Annotated in this window: 18 protein-coding genes; 14 read left to right on the plus strand and 4 right to left on the minus strand. The window is 42.9% G+C overall.

Annotated features, from left to right (window positions below; genetic code table 11):
* Positions 1-9: 9 nt before the first annotated feature.
* The gene (locus ACFSX4_RS12370) at positions 10-645 is read right to left on the minus strand and encodes an ABC transporter permease (RefSeq protein WP_377775303.1); all 636 of its coding nucleotides are present in this window, start codon (positions 643-645) and stop codon (positions 10-12) included.
* Positions 642-1,784 carry a betaine/proline/choline family ABC transporter ATP-binding protein gene (locus tag ACFSX4_RS12375; protein ID WP_377775305.1) on the minus strand — a complete coding sequence of 381 codons (1,143 nt, stop codon included), beginning with the start codon at positions 1,782-1,784 and terminating at the stop codon, positions 642-644. Before ACFSX4_RS12375 ends, ACFSX4_RS12370 begins: the two co-directional genes overlap by 4 nt.
* 226 nt (positions 1,785-2,010) lie before the next feature.
* Between ACFSX4_RS12375 and ACFSX4_RS12380 the strand changes: the two genes are divergently transcribed.
* The 7 genes from ACFSX4_RS12380 to ACFSX4_RS12410 all read left to right on the plus strand — a co-directional run bounded on the left by ACFSX4_RS12380 (position 2,011) and on the right by ACFSX4_RS12410 (position 8,344).
* The gene (locus tag ACFSX4_RS12380; protein ID WP_377775307.1) at positions 2,011-2,769 is read left to right on the plus strand and encodes an alpha/beta hydrolase; all 759 of its coding nucleotides are present in this window, start codon (positions 2,011-2,013) and stop codon (positions 2,767-2,769) included.
* Between the two features lie 183 nt (positions 2,770-2,952).
* Entirely contained in the window at positions 2,953-3,951 is a 999-nt protein-coding gene (locus ACFSX4_RS12385) for a DctP family TRAP transporter solute-binding subunit (RefSeq protein WP_377775309.1), read from the plus strand.
* Between the two features lie 11 nt (positions 3,952-3,962).
* Positions 3,963-4,463 carry a TRAP transporter small permease gene (locus ACFSX4_RS12390; protein ID WP_377775311.1) on the plus strand — a complete coding sequence of 167 codons (501 nt, stop codon included), beginning with the start codon at positions 3,963-3,965 and terminating at the stop codon, positions 4,461-4,463.
* Positions 4,460-5,746 (plus strand): TRAP transporter large permease, encoded by a 1,287-nt coding sequence (locus tag ACFSX4_RS12395; RefSeq protein WP_377775312.1) that lies wholly within the window; start codon positions 4,460-4,462, stop codon positions 5,744-5,746. Before ACFSX4_RS12390 ends, ACFSX4_RS12395 begins: the two co-directional genes overlap by 4 nt.
* 34 nt (positions 5,747-5,780) lie before the next feature.
* Positions 5,781-6,659, plus strand: a complete 879-nt coding sequence (locus tag ACFSX4_RS12400; RefSeq protein WP_377775314.1) for an agmatinase family protein — start codon at positions 5,781-5,783, stop codon at positions 6,657-6,659.
* Positions 6,660-6,813: 154 nt separating this feature from the next.
* Positions 6,814-7,323, plus strand: coding sequence for a CueP family metal-binding protein (locus ACFSX4_RS12405; RefSeq protein ID WP_377775316.1), 510 nt, complete (start codon positions 6,814-6,816; stop codon positions 7,321-7,323).
* 64 nt (positions 7,324-7,387) lie between these two features.
* Positions 7,388-8,344, plus strand: a complete 957-nt coding sequence (locus ACFSX4_RS12410) for an FUSC family protein (protein ID WP_377775318.1) — start codon at positions 7,388-7,390, stop codon at positions 8,342-8,344.
* A 40-nt stretch (positions 8,345-8,384) separates the two neighbouring features.
* Here ACFSX4_RS12410 and ACFSX4_RS12415 read toward each other — a convergent pair whose 3' ends face one another.
* Positions 8,385-8,672 (minus strand): hypothetical protein, encoded by a 288-nt coding sequence (locus ACFSX4_RS12415; protein ID WP_377775320.1) that lies wholly within the window; start codon positions 8,670-8,672, stop codon positions 8,385-8,387.
* A 206-nt stretch (positions 8,673-8,878) separates the two neighbouring features.
* On the opposite strand from ACFSX4_RS12415, the gene ACFSX4_RS12420 reads away from it, so the two are divergent.
* The 4 genes from ACFSX4_RS12420 (at position 8,879) to ACFSX4_RS12435 (ending at position 12,057) form a co-directional block, all read left to right on the plus strand.
* The gene (locus tag ACFSX4_RS12420) at positions 8,879-9,622 is read left to right on the plus strand and encodes an SDR family NAD(P)-dependent oxidoreductase (protein WP_377775407.1); all 744 of its coding nucleotides are present in this window, start codon (positions 8,879-8,881) and stop codon (positions 9,620-9,622) included.
* A gap of 208 nt (positions 9,623-9,830) precedes the next feature.
* Positions 9,831-10,832, plus strand: a complete 1,002-nt coding sequence (locus tag ACFSX4_RS12425) for a thiamine pyrophosphate-dependent dehydrogenase E1 component subunit alpha (protein WP_377775322.1) — start codon at positions 9,831-9,833, stop codon at positions 10,830-10,832.
* Positions 10,833-11,816 (plus strand): alpha-ketoacid dehydrogenase subunit beta, encoded by a 984-nt coding sequence (locus tag ACFSX4_RS12430; protein ID WP_377775324.1) that lies wholly within the window; start codon positions 10,833-10,835, stop codon positions 11,814-11,816.
* Between the two features lie 64 nt (positions 11,817-11,880).
* Entirely contained in the window at positions 11,881-12,057 is a 177-nt protein-coding gene (locus ACFSX4_RS12435) for a hypothetical protein (protein ID WP_377775326.1), read from the plus strand.
* Between the two features lie 32 nt (positions 12,058-12,089).
* Here the strand turns inward: ACFSX4_RS12435 and ACFSX4_RS12440 are convergent, their stop codons facing one another.
* Complete coding sequence (locus ACFSX4_RS12440) at positions 12,090-12,422, minus strand: antibiotic biosynthesis monooxygenase (RefSeq protein WP_377775328.1); 333 nt, start codon at positions 12,420-12,422, stop codon at positions 12,090-12,092.
* A gap of 105 nt (positions 12,423-12,527) precedes the next feature.
* Here ACFSX4_RS12440 and ACFSX4_RS12445 point away from each other — a divergent pair, with 105 nt between their 5' ends.
* The 3 genes from ACFSX4_RS12445 (at position 12,528) to gntK (ending at position 15,995) form a co-directional block, all read left to right on the plus strand.
* Complete coding sequence (locus ACFSX4_RS12445; RefSeq protein ID WP_377775330.1) at positions 12,528-13,595, plus strand: PQQ-dependent sugar dehydrogenase; 1,068 nt, start codon at positions 12,528-12,530, stop codon at positions 13,593-13,595.
* Between the two features lie 131 nt (positions 13,596-13,726).
* The gene (locus ACFSX4_RS12450) at positions 13,727-14,449 is read left to right on the plus strand and encodes a GntR family transcriptional regulator (RefSeq protein WP_377775332.1); all 723 of its coding nucleotides are present in this window, start codon (positions 13,727-13,729) and stop codon (positions 14,447-14,449) included.
* Positions 14,450-14,453: 4 nt separating this feature from the next.
* Entirely contained in the window at positions 14,454-15,995 is a 1,542-nt protein-coding gene (gntK, locus tag ACFSX4_RS12455) for a gluconokinase (protein WP_377775409.1), read from the plus strand.
* Positions 15,996-15,997 lie beyond the last annotated feature (2 nt).

Here is a 15,997-nt window from a genome sequence, read left to right on the forward strand (position 1 = left end):
GTCCTCCTTTTATCTGGATACTTTTAATCCTTTAGGTATTGTCCATTTCTCAACAAATGAAAGGATAAAATCGGTAAGCAGTGCAAGAGCTGTAACGAGCACAGCTGCTGCGATAATCATTGCCGGTTCATATAGATTGAGTCCGTTAAATACAAAGTCGCCGAGTCCGCCTGCCCCGATATAACTTGCGAGCGTCGCCCAGCTGATGACATAGACGCTCGACAGTCTGATGCCGGACATAATTAACGGCAGTGCCAAAGGAAAATCGATGGAACGCATAACCTGAAACTTGGTCATCCCCATGCTTTTCCCGGCTTCCTTAACATCACTGTCAATATTCTGAACGCCGAGAATGGTGTTATTTAATATCGGCAGTAAAATGTAGATGGACAATGCAATAATAGCGGGTGTTTTTCCGACGCCGAATAAAGGAATCATCAGTGCAAGAATTGCCAGTGTCGGGACGGTCTGCAGTACGCCTGCAGTTGTCAGTACACCGCTGCTGAGCTTTTTATTTTTCGCGAGCAAGAGCCCGAGAGGTACAGCAATCAAAATACCGATGAAGAGTGAAATAATTGAGATGTAAAAATGTTCGAGTGTTTTATCAAACAATTCACCGCCGTACTCATTTAAAAATTCCATCATTGGCTATCAACTCCTGCGGCTTCCTCTTCGCCCCAGATTGACTCATATACAATGTCCACAAGATTGGAACGGGTAATGAGTCCCTTGATCACGTTATTTTCATCAACGACAGGAATATTACGTATATTCCGTTTCAGAATGGTACGGACGGAGTCCTGAAGTTTGGTATCGAGACGGACGCGGTAAATATCACGTTCCATAATATCAATCAGTTCACTTCCGCTTCTTATTCCGTCCCGGATTTCTTCGATGTCCAGGTAACCGAGCAGCTTGTTGTCGGTATTGGTTACAAAAATCGTATCAATACGTTTTTCACGCATAAGTTTTACTGTGTTATTCAATGATTCATTCACATTGATGGTAATCGGCTGAATCATCGCATCTTCAACGGTGCGGATGTTCGGGCTGTCCTGGATGAGGCGGTTTTCACCGATGAAATCACGCACAAAGTCGTTTGCGGGATGCTTTAATATGTTGTCCGGCGTATCAAACTGAATGACTTTCCCTTTTGACATGATGCAGATTTTATCTGCAAGTTTGATAGCTTCATCCATATCATGTGTAACAAAGATGAACGTCCGTCCGAGTTTCTGCTGCAGTTCTTTCACTAAATCCTGCAGGGTATCCCGTGTAATCGGGTCCAGTGCACCGAAAGGCTCATCCATTAAAATGATATTCTGTTCGGCGGCAAGTGCGCGGACGACCCCGATTCTCTGCTGCTGTCCGCCGGAAAGTTCGGCCGGATAGCGGTCCAGATAGGATTCCGGCAGGTCGACGAGTTTAAGCAGTTCTTTTGCCTTCTCATTTTTCTTTTTCTCATCCCATTTGAGAAGTTTCGGCACGAGGACGATATTATCCCGTATTGTCATGTGAGGCAGAAGGCCGATCTGCTGCAGGACATAACCGATACTCCGTCTGAGTTCAACGGGGTTCATTCTGCTGATGTCTTTGCCGTCGATTTCAATCGTTCCTGAAGTCGGTTCAATCATTCTGTTCAGCATGCGGAGGGCGGTCGTTTTACCGCTGCCTGATGTTCCGATAAAGGCGACAAATTCCCCGTCTTTAACATCAATTGTCATATCATCGACAGCTTTTGTGTTTCCCTGGTAGACTTTAGTCAATCCTTTAATCCTTAACATAATGTTGCTCCTTTACGTTTTTTGTAAATTGTTACTACTGTCCTATTATAACAAATATCGATGTAATTGAAACTGTGCTACAAAATGAGCGTATATAAAACGCTTTCCAATTGTTTTTCTGAAAAAATCCTTTATAATTCATATTAAATTTATTAATTATACTTAAGAAATAAAATTTCACTTAAATTATTTGTCTGTAAAATCATATTAAACCAGGAGGAATTATATGGCGCTGATTTCAATCAATCACCACACTAAAACACTCGGCAAACACCATTCTTTTAAAGTAATCCTGCCGGAGGAAGATGCACAGTATAACACCGGGAAAGAGGTTCCCCTGTTAAAGTCAGTAATGATTCTTCACGGTTTATCGAATGATGATACTGTGTACACGCGGTACACCAATATTGAACGATTTGCGAATGAAGCCCGTATCGCTGTCATTATGCCGAGTGCGGACCACAGCTTCTATCTGAACATGGCACATGGTCACAGTTATTATGATTATATTCTTGAAGTGCATGATTACGCCCGCCAGATTCTGCCGTTATCGAAAAAACGGGAGGATAATTTTATTGCGGGTCATTCCATGGGCGGATACGGTACGATTAAGGCTGCATTTACAGAAGGTGACAGGTTTCAAAAAGCATGTTTTATGTCGAGTGCGGCAAATTTTCAAAATCTGCTGGATTATGACTGGTTTGACTTTTCGGGCAGTGCAATTATCGGTGACCGTGAGAGTATAGAGGGCACAGAGTTTGATTTGAAGTTTCTTGTAAACCGGGCGCTCGCGGAAGAATATACTGTTCCGGAGCTTTATATGATGTGCGGTACTGAAGATGTGCTTTATCCGGATAATCTGGAGTTCAAATCGTTTCTGGAAGAAAAGGGCATTCCTTTGAAGTATGAAGACGGCCCGGGTGATCATGACTGGGATTACTGGAATACAGGAATTGAAAAAGCGATTCAATGGTTCGTTGAATAAAAAATAAATGGCAGTAAAAACTCCCGTAAGTATCTTTCAGGATATTACACGGGAGTTTTTTTATTGGCTGTGGAATCCATGGATGAAAAGACAGAATTGTGAAAAATCAATTTGAATATTTATATTTAATAGTGTATAAATAATATTTATATTGTTGATTACATATTAAAGGGATGAATTGAGATGAAAAAGTGTGTGTTGATTCTGTTGATTTCAGTGATGGTGCTGATATCATGCGGAAGACCGACGGAAGATGATGAAGTGTATACCATCCGGCTCGCGCATGTGGTGGCTGAAACTCATTCCAGCCACTTAGTGGCACTGGAGTTTAAAGACATGGTCGAGGAAAACTCGGACGGCAGGATTACGGTGGAAATTTATCCAAGTGGTTCTTTATTTCCTTCAGACAGAGAGGCAATCGAATCTGTACAGCTTGGCAATGTGGAGATGACGATTCCGGCACTTGCTTCAGTATCATCATTTGATCAGGATTTTATGATTTTGGATCTGCCGTTTTTATTTGAAAATCATGAGCAGGTGTATGATGTGCTCGACGGCGAATTTGGAGAAAATCTGCTCGCAGGACTGGAAGAATATAATTTAAAAGGTCTGGTATTTGGAGAGAACGGCTTTAGATACATTACAAATAATGTTCAGCCGATTGAAGAAATGTCCGATTTGAACGGGCAGAAATTCAGAACACTTGAGAGTCCGGTGCAGACAGATGTTTATAACGCGTTTGGGGCAAATGCATCACCATTCGCGTTCGGTGAAATGTATTCTGCGCTTCAGCAGGGTGTATATGATGCGATGGAGGGGCCGATATCGTTAATTTACACGAGCAACATTCAGGAAGTTCAGGATTATCTGACATTGTCGAATCATTATTACATGCCGACTGCATTATTAATGAATAATGAGTTTTATGAAGAACTGCCGGATGATTTAAAAGAGGTGGTGGATGAGGCTGCGGTGATGTTCAGGGATGAACAGCGGAAGCTCGCCCGTGAACAGGATGATGAGTATTTTGAAGTGCTTGTTGAAGACGGCATGGAGGTCAACGAACTGAGCGATGAAGCATTGGATGAGTTCAGAGAGGCATCCGTTCCGGTATATGAAAAATATGAAGAGAAGCTCGGCAGCGAATTGTTTGAAGAATTTTACCGGGCACGAGATCAATAAGGGGGTGCAGTATGTTAAAAAAATTAAATCGACTTGAAGAAGGTTTTCTTGTTCTGACATTGGCTGTGATGGTCCTCCTGATATTCGGACAGGTCATTGGACGGTATGTGTTTCAGAGTGCACCAAGCTGGACGGAGGAAGCGACCCGGTATATCCATATTTTTCAAGTGTGGATTGGTGCAGGCTATGCGGTGAAACTGAGGGAGCACATTAAAGTAAATGCATTTATTGATTTGTTTAAAGGGAGAGTAAGAAAGATGATGGACATGGCGGCCGTCATTATATGGTTTCTGCTTGTTCTGTTTGTAGCAGTATTCGGTATGCAGCTTGTGATGTCTACATTCCAGTACGGTCAGCTGTCACCAGCGTCACAGATTCCGTTCTGGATACCTTATTTGGCTGTTCCAATTGGTGCTTTCATTATGGCAGTCAGACTGATTTTACAGCTTGTGAGTATTTACAAAGGTGAAGAGACAGAGAAAGATTCAGATGCAGGGGAGGCAGTCCAATGACAATATTTATACTTTTCGGGACGCTTGCTGTCTGCCTTTTGATTGGTGTTCCGATTGCGATTTCTTTGGGTGTTGCAGCCATTGCAGCAATCTATTTCGGCACGGATTTACCGCTTGATCTTGTTGCACAGAAGGCATTTACATCACTCGATTCTTTCCCGCTTCTTGCCATTCCATTTTTCATGCTTGCGGGTGTATTGATGGGGAAGGGCGGGATTTCAAGACGGCTGCTCGACCTGGCATCATCACTTGTCGGCTTTATAACAGGCGGACTGTCGCTGGTGACGGTGGTTGCATGTATGTTTTTTGCAGCAATCTCAGGCTCCGGTCCTGCGACTGTTGCAGCTATCGGCGGTTTTATGATACCGGCAATGATTGCGAAAAAATATGATGTCGGCTTTTCTGCAGCAGTGCCTGCAGCAGCAGGATCAATCGGTGTGATTCTGCCGCCGAGTATTCCGTTTGTATTATTCGGCGCCATCGGCAGTGTGTCTGTCGGTGCAATGTTTTTAGCAGGTATTATACCCGGTATTCTTGTCGGTCTTGTGATACTGCTCACGGCATATGTCATTTCAAAAAGAAAAGGATACAAATCTGAAGATGCTGCAGAGTTTAAGGCGAAAGATGTATTAAAAGCATTCTGGGAAGCCAAATGGGCGCTCTTTATCCCTGTGATTATTTTAGGCGGAATCTACGGCGGGATATTTTCTCCGACAGAAGCGGCGGTTGCGGCAGTGGTATATGCACTTATTATCGGCGTTTTTGTCTATAAAGAACTGGATTTAAAGACAATGTATCAATGTTTTCTCGACACGGTGGTCATTAATGCAACGACAATGATTATTATCAGTTTCTCAGTTTCATTCGCATTTTTTATGACGCTCGAACAGATTCCGGGCAGTATCGCATCCGCAATGACAAGCTTTACTGAGAACCCGGTATTCATTTTATTGATTGTTATTTTGTTTTTACTGATTGTCGGTATGTTTATCGATACGATTTCAGCATTAATTGTACTGACGCCAATACTTCTACCCGTTGTGACATCTGTTGGAATCGATCCTGTCCATTTCGGTGTCATTATGGTATCGACACTCGCAATCGGATTTGTTACACCGCCTTTAGGTGTGAATTTATTTGTCGCATCCAGTGTCGGCAAGGTGAAGTTTGAGAAAATTGTTGTCGCTGTTGTACCGTTTATTATCGTAATGATTATTGCAGTGCTGGTCATTGCATTTGTACCGCAGCTGTCACTCTGGCTGCCCGGGTTATTTGAAGGATAATGAATTGAAATAAAGATTGGAAGGGGTTTGAATTATGCCGGAAACGACATTTGGTATTTTAGGGTTCCCATGGGACGGCGGTGCATCACTCGGCCGGCCGGGTGCACGGTTTGCACCGAAAAATATCAGAGAGGCCTATCAGTGGTTTGAAAATCGTATTGAGAATAATCAAGTGTATGATGTGGACAAAAGGAAACTTTACACTCTGGATAAAGGAAGTATTAAAGACTTCGGAGATATTGACATTGCGGCATACAGTACGGAAAAAACATTTGAAAATGCCAGACAGCAGACACTCGATATGCTTGAAGCGGGGGTATTTCCTTTTGTACTCGGCGGTGACCATTCAATCTCCTATCCGATCATCGAAGCACTGCATGAGCACACTGAAGGGCGTATCGGCATCATTCAGTTTGATGCGCATCTGGATCTCGTCGACAACTCTCCGGTGCAGGGGAAGTTTTCCCAGAGCAGTCAGATGAGGCGTGCGATTGAACTGGACAGAATCAGTCCGGAGCATGTGATTCAGATTGGTGTGAGAAGCTTTAATTATCCATGGTATGCGGAATATTTAAAAGAAGCGGGTGTAGTTCAGTACACGGCAAGAGACGTGCACAGCGGGAATCCTAAAAAAATTGTTAAAGAGATTCTTGAAGAGAAATTAAAAGATGTCGACCATATTTACTTAACTTTTGATATGGATGTACTGGAGCCGGGTCTTGCACCCGGCACAGGTGCCAACGAACCCGGTGGTCTGACAGTGGTTCAGGCATTCTCGATGCTTGAAGAATTGTATGATAAGGTGGATGTTTTTGATATTGCTGAAGTAAATCCCTTGTATGATGTGCGTGAAATTACCTCGTCCATTGCGGCGAAAATTATGTTTGAATGTGCAGTGAATAAGCTCAGTTAAAATATATATGATAATAAAGACCTTCCGTCTGTCTGAAGCTTCAAGACAGTCTGGGAGGTTTGTTTTATTAAAAATTCACAATGTGGACATTCATTTATGTAAAAATTTATATTACACTGAAGACAGATATTAAAATACAGGGAGTCGATCATAAATGAAGAAGTGTATGCTGTTAACGGCTGGATTTCTGATGATGGTTTTAAGCGCATGTGGTAACGATACAGGAGATGCACAGGCGGATGTTAAAGAGCAGGTGCATTCATACAGTGTAGAAGATCACGGGGATATAGAGGCATCTATTACATCGGAAGAGCTGGTTGTGACCGACGGTGATGAAGTGACGAAAACAAGCCTGCCTGAAGATGAATTTTTTGTTTCTGTGGCACCTTTTGTTGAGATGACTCATCCTTGTGCAGTCCACAGCTTAACAGGCTGTCAGGGCGAGATGACAGAAGAGACATTCAATGTGAAAATAACGGATGAATCAGGAAATACTGTAGTGGATGAAGAGATGACATCATTTGAAAACGGCTTTATTGATTTATGGCTGCCGCGCGAACAGACATTCACTGTCGAAATTGAACATGACGGTAAAACGTCTGAATCAGAAATTTCAACATTTGAAGGTGATGATACGTGCATCACAACAATGCAGCTCGTTTAAGCCGGTTCTTCCGGAATATAGAATGATATAATCAGTGTAACCCTCATTAGAAAGAAGTTATGACATGTTTGATATACGTAAAGTATTCGGTCCGAGAATGATAAAGACGGCACTTTCAACGTTTTTGACAGCCTTAATCTGCATATTGTTGAATCTGCCTCCGATTTTTGCGGTCATTACTGCGATTGTCACAATAGAGCCGACCGCACAGGCATCTATTAAAAAGGCATTTGTGAGATTTCCCGCATCGATTATCGGTGCATTTATCGCAGTCGTTTCATTATATTTGATTGGTGAAAATGCCTTTACATACGCCATCAGTGCAACACTCACTATTTTTGTGACATACCGGTTAAAATTATATGACGGTATGCTGGTGGCGGCGATTACTTCTGTCGCCATGATTCCGTCAGTAGAAGATGCATATGTCTATAATTTTGTGTCACGCCTCGCCACCACAACCATCGGACTCGGGACAAGCACCCTGATTAATTACTTTGTCCTGCCGCCGAAATATACACCGCAGATTAAACTCCAGGTGGCAAAAGCGAAAAAAGATACAGAAGCACTATTCAGGGACAGGCTGAAAGAAATTGCCCGGGAACGGTATACATCGGTGAAAATCGAAAGAAAGTACAGCGCCATTCAAAAGCAGCTGAACGCATCGGAGAAATTAATTCAGTACCAGCAGCAGGAGTACAGGTATCATAAATCAAAAAGGACTGAACTCCGCGAGCTTCACCAGATTGAGCATGATCTGCAGTATGAAAAAATGCTCCTGACACGTATCGGGAATTTAATTTATCTGCCGGATACAGATTCGATACAGCTTGATGATGAAGAAAAAGAAATACTGCTTTCTTTAAGTGAACAGTTGAAAGACGGGCAATTTGACAGTGAAGGATTGTCTCTTCTGAATGAAAAAATCAATATTACCGAAATTCATCAAAATGATTTTAAAGTTCATCTGCTTCATGAGATCATTATTATTATTGAAATGCATTATAAAGATAACGAATGAATAGATAAACTCCGGACAGGGCCTGCCTGTCCGGAGTTTTTTAGTCTTGATGCTCTTCATCCTTAAAACTGTTTACAATCAGCCATACAGGAGAGATAAAATAAGCAGTCATGACGGCGTATAACGGCGGCAGATTTTTTGTCTTTTCACCCGCTTCTATACTTACTGCCGGGTAAATGAATATGGAAAGAAAAAGATAAGTGGTTAGAAAAATGTATGGGAAACCGAAGATGTTCAGGTTAAGAAAATCCTCGAAAATAAATGTGTAGAAAATGAAAAAAACAATGCCGAGAAAGAAGCTGAGGAATCTTATCAGTCTGTCACTCATCGTAAAATCCTCCTCAAATTGTATATAATGGTATATTGCCTGAACATTGAGTAATAAAACATGTGTTACTGTATCTATAAAAATAACGGAATTTTAATTCTCGAATAAATATACAATGATGTATTTTAATTTCATGAAATCATAAAAAAGCGTATAATATCCTGTTGAGAGACATTATATTAATGAATGAGGAGTTTGATCTTATGATGAGATTAAAAGACAAAGTCGCGATTGTTACAGGTGGAGCGAGCGGTATTGGTGAAGCGTCTGTCCGTGCTTTTGCAGATGAAGGTGCGAAAGTGGTAATCGCAGATTTTGCTGAACGCGGTCAGGAAGTGTCTGATGAATTAAATGCCGCCGGATACGATACGCTGTTTGTTAAAACGGATGTGACGAGTGAATCACAGACAAAGCATTTAATTGAGAAAACAGTTGAAAAATACGGGCGTCTTGATATCATGTACGCCAACGCAGGTATCGCAAAAGATGCACCGGCAGCGGAGTTGTCTTACGAACAGTGGAAACAGACGATTGATATAAATCTGTCTGGTGTATTTCTGTCAGATAAATATGCGATTGAACAGTTTCAAAAGCAGGGCGGGGGCGGCACTATTGTGAATGCGGGTTCCATCCACAGCTTCGTATCACTGCCGAATCCGACAGCGTACTCTGCTGCCAAGGGCGGAGTAAAACTGCTGACTCAGAATTTATGTACAGCATACGCAAAAGAAGGCATTAAAGTAAATGCAATCTGCCCGGGTTATATTGAAACACCGCTTCTAAAGGAAGTGGATGAGGCCGGTTTAAATCATCTTAAATCCCTTCACCCGGAAGGCAGACTCGGAAGACCTGAAGAAATTGCGAAGGCAGTGGTATTTCTTGCGAGTGATGAATCTTCATTCATTAATGGGACTACACTGCTTGCAGACGGCGGATATACCGCACAGTAGAATTCATTGTAAAATCTGTCCCTGATATGGGGATGGATTTTTTATGTTTCTCCGGATTCGAACCTTAATTACTTTACTAATCTATCGGCTATTATTATAATAAACTATTATTACTAGGTACTAATTTTAACAGCTGTAAAGCTTTTATTTCACTTTATAAATATCTGAATATTTCAATTATATATATCATTATTTTAAGGAGGACATTATGAGTGAATCACGTCACAAGTCACTTGGACTTACGGATGAAGATGTGCTGGAAATGTATGAATTGATGCTGCGGGCGAGAAAGCTGGATGAACGGTTATGGCTTTTACACCGCGCAGGAAAAATTTCTTTCATTGTTTCCGGGCAGGGGCAGGAGGCTGCACAGATTGGTGCAGCATTCGCACTTGACCGTTCGAAAGATTATATTCTGCCGTACTACAGGGATGTCGGTGTAGTGCTTGCCTGCGGTATGACGGAGCGTGAACTGATGCTGAATAACTTTGGGAAGGCTGAGGACCCGAATTCAGGCGGCAGACAGATGCCGAACCATTTCGGACAGAGCGAAAACAGAATTGTCACCCAGTCATCACCGGTATCAACGCAGATTCCCCATGCTGCGGGAATTGCGCTCGGCGGAAAAATTGAAGGAAAAGATTTTGTTACATTTACGACGTTTGGTGAAGGTTCCTCAAACCAGGGGGACTTCCATGAAGGATTGAATTTTGCGGCGGTTCATAAGCTGCCCTGCATTTTCCTGTGTGAAAACAACAAATATGCAATTTCTGTACCAATGCATAAGCAGATGGCGTGTGAAAAAGTATCCGACCGTGCAATCGGCTATGGTATGCCGGGCGAAACGGTAGACGGCAACGACCTTTTGACAGTGTATGAAACGGTCAAAAAGGCAGCGGACCGTGCGAGAAACGGCGAAGGTCCGACGCTGGTCGAGACTCTATGCTACCGCTTCAAACCGCATTCAAGTAATGATGATGAGTTATCCTACAGAACACGTGAGGAAATTGATGCTGCAAAGAAAAAGGATCCAATAGAGATTTTTGCAGTTTACTTAAGAGAAGAAGGCATTTTGAATGAAAGTATTGAAGAAGACATGCTGTCACGTATTAAAGACATTGTGACGGATGCGGTGAAATATGCGGAAAATGCGCCGCTGCCGGATAAAGAAACAGTGTATGACTATGTATACGGAAAAGGGGTGGAATAAGTGGCTGTAATGAATTACTTGGAGGCAATCACTCTCGCGTTAAAAGAAGAGATGGAACGGGATGAGAAAGTATTTGTCCTTGGTGAGGATGTCGGTGTTGCAGGCGGCGTGTACCGTGCAACGAAAGGACTTTACGAGCAGTTCGGTGAAAGCCGGGTGATTGATACACCCCTTGCAGAATCTGCAATCGCAGGTGTCGGAATTGGTGCAGCGATGTACGGGATGCGTCCGGTTGCTGAAATGCAGTTTGCGGACTTTATTATGCCTGCTGTGAACCAGATTATTTCTGAAGCTGCAAAAATCAGATACCGCTCGAATAATGACTGGACATGCCCGGTCACTATCCGTGCACCGTACGGCGGCGGCATGCAGGGTGCTTTATACCATTCACAGTCTATTGAATCAATCTTTGCCAATCAGCCGGGACTGACTGTTGTGGCACCTTCAACACCTTATGATGCAAAAGGGCTTTTAAAATCATCCATCCGTTACGGCGACCCTGTATTGTTCCTGGAACATAAACGGGCATACCGTATGGTAAAAGGAGAAGTGCCGGAAACAGATTATACTGTTCCAATCGGGAAGGCGGATATTAAACGGACGGGTGAAGATGTGACCGTCATTACGTACGGAATGTGTGTTAATTTTGCACTGGAAGCAGCGGAAAAACTTTCAGCTGACGGTATCAGTACACATGTACTGGATCTTAGGACGTTATATCCGCTTGATGAGGAAGCGGTTAAGGCAGCGGCTTCAACAACCGGTAAAGTACTGCTGATTACAGAAGACAATAAAGAAGGCAGTGTTATCAGTGAAGTATCTGCTGTAATCAGTGAGGAATGTCTGTTTGATCTGGATGCACCAATCAGAAGACTGGCTGCACCTAATGTGCCGTCAATGCCGTATGCAAAAACGCTGGAAGAAGAATTTATGGTGGATACAGAAGCGATTGAAACTGCCATCCGTGAACTTTATTCATTTTAATAAGAATAAATTAACAGTATAAGGGTATAATAACAATAAATATACGATGAAATGAGAGGATCATATGCAGCTCAGCCGTCTGGATATACTCATATCTTTAATGTATTTTGCTGTGATTATGTCATTGTTATGGTTTATGCCCGATTATTTTAAAATGGGTCACTTTGTTACACTGACAATATTATATTTAGTTGTCAGTTTCGTCGTTTCAGTAGTGAGAGGCAGTCGGGATTACACATAAAAATTCCCCGGGAATATTTCCCGGGGAATTTTTTAGTTTTCCGGCAGATGACGGTGGTGGATATCATATACAGAGATTTCAAAATCGATGATCGGACTGTCTTCCTTTTTACCGCTGTCTTTCTTTTCTTCCTGATTGTGGACCTTTTCATTTTTTCTGCTGTCCCGCCATTTTTCAAAGGAAGCTTCATCTTCCCAGGTCGTTGCGATGTGAAGTTCATCATAATCTTCAACATTTTTCTTTTCAAGAACTTCCATAAAAACAAAGCCGTCAAATGTATGAACTGCCTTCGGTGAACTGAAGCGGACGAGTACATCATTCAGATGCCCTTTTTTAATCTGCAGCCGGTTAATTACTCTAATCATGTGTCAGCACTCCCAATCATTTATAATTTCATCTTTAATTATATCGGTTTAGTGGTATGAGTAAAAGAAATAGCCGTTATATTAAAATATGAGGGAGTGGGATGAATGAAACGAATGCTGCTGATTTTAACCGCTGCAGCCGGTCTTTTTGGGTGCTCGAACGGAAATGAAAGTCCGACGGAAGAAGGTGCAGATTCGCAATCAAATCCATCCGGTGATGCGGAAGTGATTACGGATGAACTGGATATTCCGTGGAATATTGTGAGGTATAACGATGTGTTTTATATTGCTGAGCGGCCGGGGGCGGTAGTGAAGGTCGAGGCGGGAGAGAGTGAGCGCCAGGACATTGATTTAGAGGAGACGGTATCGACAGCATCGGAAGCAGGGCTCCTCGGCTTTGTGCTCGCACCTGATTTTGACAGCAGTAATGAAGCCTATGCATATTACACATATGAAAATAATGAGGGGCAGTTTAACAGAATCGTTACTGTTGAATACGTTGATGACAGATGGGAAGAGCGGACGGTACTGCTTGATGATATCCCGAGCGGCAGTGTCCACCACGGCGGAAGACTTGAAATCGGTCCGGATGAAAAGCTCTACGCGACTACCGGAGATGCCGCAGACCCGGATACTGCACAGGACATGGAATCACTCGGCGGGAAAATATTAAGGATGAACCTGGATGGTACAGTACCTGATGATAATCCGTTTGATGATTCATTGGTCTACAGCTACGGGCACAGGAATCCGCAGGGGCTAACGTGGCTGCCGGACGACAGCATGTATGCGAGTGAGCATGGTGATAATGCCAATGACGAGATTAACCTGATTGAGGCGGGTGGAAATTATGGCTGGCCGGAGATTGAAGGAGATGAGACAGAGGATGGTATGGAAACACCGTTGTTTACTTCAGGGAGTGATTACACCTGGGCGCCGTCCGGTATGGACAATGACGGTGAGCGGTTGTTTACTGCTGCACTCCGCGGTAATGCAGTGCTGGAATTTAATCTTGAAGAGACTTCACCGACTGAATTGGTGACAGATTACGGCCGGGTGCGTGATGTTTATATCGAGGAGGATGAACTGTTCTTTATCACAAATAATCTGGACGGCCGGGGTGACGGTGAGCCGGATGATGACAAGCTTTATAGGATTTCTTTAACTGAATAGAAGAACTTTATGCGAGCCGTGACCTGGGGAAAACCGGGTAGCGGCTTTTAAATTGTTTTTAAATAAAGCGTTTACAAAAATAAATCTCAGTGTTAGTATACTTGTATACAAGATGAGAAAGGATGACATTCATGAAAACATTCTATCCTGAAGCATATTTGTCGGCAGGTTCTAAAGGGGACCAGATTGTATCAGAACTGCGGATGCGTATTATTTCAAAAGCCGTAGCACCGGGTGCTGTACTATCCGAGAATAAACTGGCAGAGGAATTTTCAGTGAGCCGCTCACCAATCAGGGAGGTTCTTAAAACTTTATCGCATGAGAATCTGCTCCGTCTTGAACGGATGGGTGCTGTTGTGATTGGTATTAAGGAGAAAGACATTAAAGAAATTTATGATGTCCGTCTGATGATTGAGTCATTTACATTTAAAAAACTGTTGAAAATGGATACAGAACTACTGATACGGGAGCTCGAAAAGAATGTGGAAATGATGAAAATTGCATTGAAGTATAAAGATGTGAATCAGTTTTCATTTCTGGATATTAAGTTTCATGAAGAAATAGTGTCATCGATTCACCACGATTATATCCGTATGCTCTGGCAGCGTTTGAAGCCGGTTCTGGAATGTCTGATTCTTTTGTCCATGCGTTACCGCATGGTCATGGATGAAGGTGATTTTGAACGGATTATCGAAAACCATGAATTGATTATTGAGTCTATACGGAACAATGACGAAACAATGATGAACGAGGCATTTAATAAAAATTTTAATGATGTAAGAGGTCAGGTTGAAGCAATCTGGACGGATGACAGTATGATGAAGATTGTGAGGGAGAGCATTGAACAGGAATAAATATATGCTTGGTGTGGATATCGGCACAACAAGTACAAAAGCAGTGTTATACAGAGAGACCGGTGAGATTATTTCCCAGGCAAATCACGGATATGACCTCCATACACCGGATATTTTCACAGCAGAGCAGGATCCGTTTGAAATTTTTATGGCAGTAAAGCTGTGTATCAAGCAGGCCGTGAGAGAATCTTTAATAGACATTAAAGACTTATCATTTATTTCTTTCAGCAGTGCGATGCACAGTGTGATTGCGATGGATGATGAAGGATTTCCGTTGACGTCGTGTATTACATGGGCGGACAACCGGAGTCAGGAATGGGCGAAGCGCATTGAAGATGAATTCAACGGGCATGAGATTTACCGCAGAACAGGGACCCCGCTTCATCCGATGTCGCCGATTACTAAAATTGCCTGGCTGCAGCATGACCGGCCGGATATATCCAAAAGAGTCTCTAAGTACATAGGAATTAAGGAGTATGTATTCTACCGTCTGTTTGGTGAGTATATGATCGATCATTCTATTGCTTCAGCGACAGGATTATTTAATTTAGAGTCTCTTGACTGGGATGAGGAGGCATTGACTGTTGCAGGTATCTCGAGGGATATGCTGTCGGAATTAAAACCGACAACAGCCGCTGTTTCAGGGTGTGATCCGTCTGTCGCGAAAGAAATCGGAATAGCAGAAGATACGACATTCATCATCGGTGCAAGTGACGGCGTATTATCCAATATCGGTGTGAATGCGGTCAAAGAAGGCGAAGTGGCGGTGACAATCGGCACAAGCGGTGCCATCAGAACAGTCATTAAGAAGCCGAGAACAGATGAGAAAGGCAGAATTTTCTGCTATGCACTGACTGAAAATCACTGGGTCATCGGCGGTCCGGTGAACAACGGCGGTATGGTGCTGAGATGGATTCGTGATGAATTTGCAGCCAGTGAGGTGGAGACGGCGAAACGCCTTAATATTGATGCGTATGCTGTACTGACTCAGATTGCAAGTCAGGTTGCACCCGGAGCGGACGGTCTTTTATTCCATCCGTTCCTTGCAGGAGAACGGGCGCCGCTTTGGAATGCAGATGTGAGAGGGTCATTTTTCGGTCTGACACTGAATCATAAGAAACAGCATATGGTACGTGCGGCACTTGAAGGTGTGATTTATAATCTGTACTCAGTTTATCTGGCACTGGTTGAAGTGATGGATTCCCCTGTCACATCAATTAAAGCGACCGGGGGCTTTTCAAAATCAGAACTATGGAGACAGATGATGGCGGACATTTTTGATGAAAATGTAGTGGTGCCAAAAAGTCATGAGTCTTCATGCCTCGGGGCATGTATGCTCGGTCTGTACGGTTTAGAAAAAATCGATTCATTCGATGTCCTGGAAGAACTGGTCGGACACACACATGTCCACGAACCGAATCCCGATCATACACGACTGTATCAGGAGTTGATTCCGATATTTATACGTATGTCGAGAGTGCTCGAACAGGAATATAAAGAAATTGCCGAATATCAGAGTCTATATACTGGTCAGTTAGGAGAATAAAG

This window comes from Corticicoccus populi (genome assembly GCF_042686195.1).
GTDB lineage: Bacteria > Bacillota > Bacilli > Staphylococcales > Salinicoccaceae > Corticicoccus > Corticicoccus populi.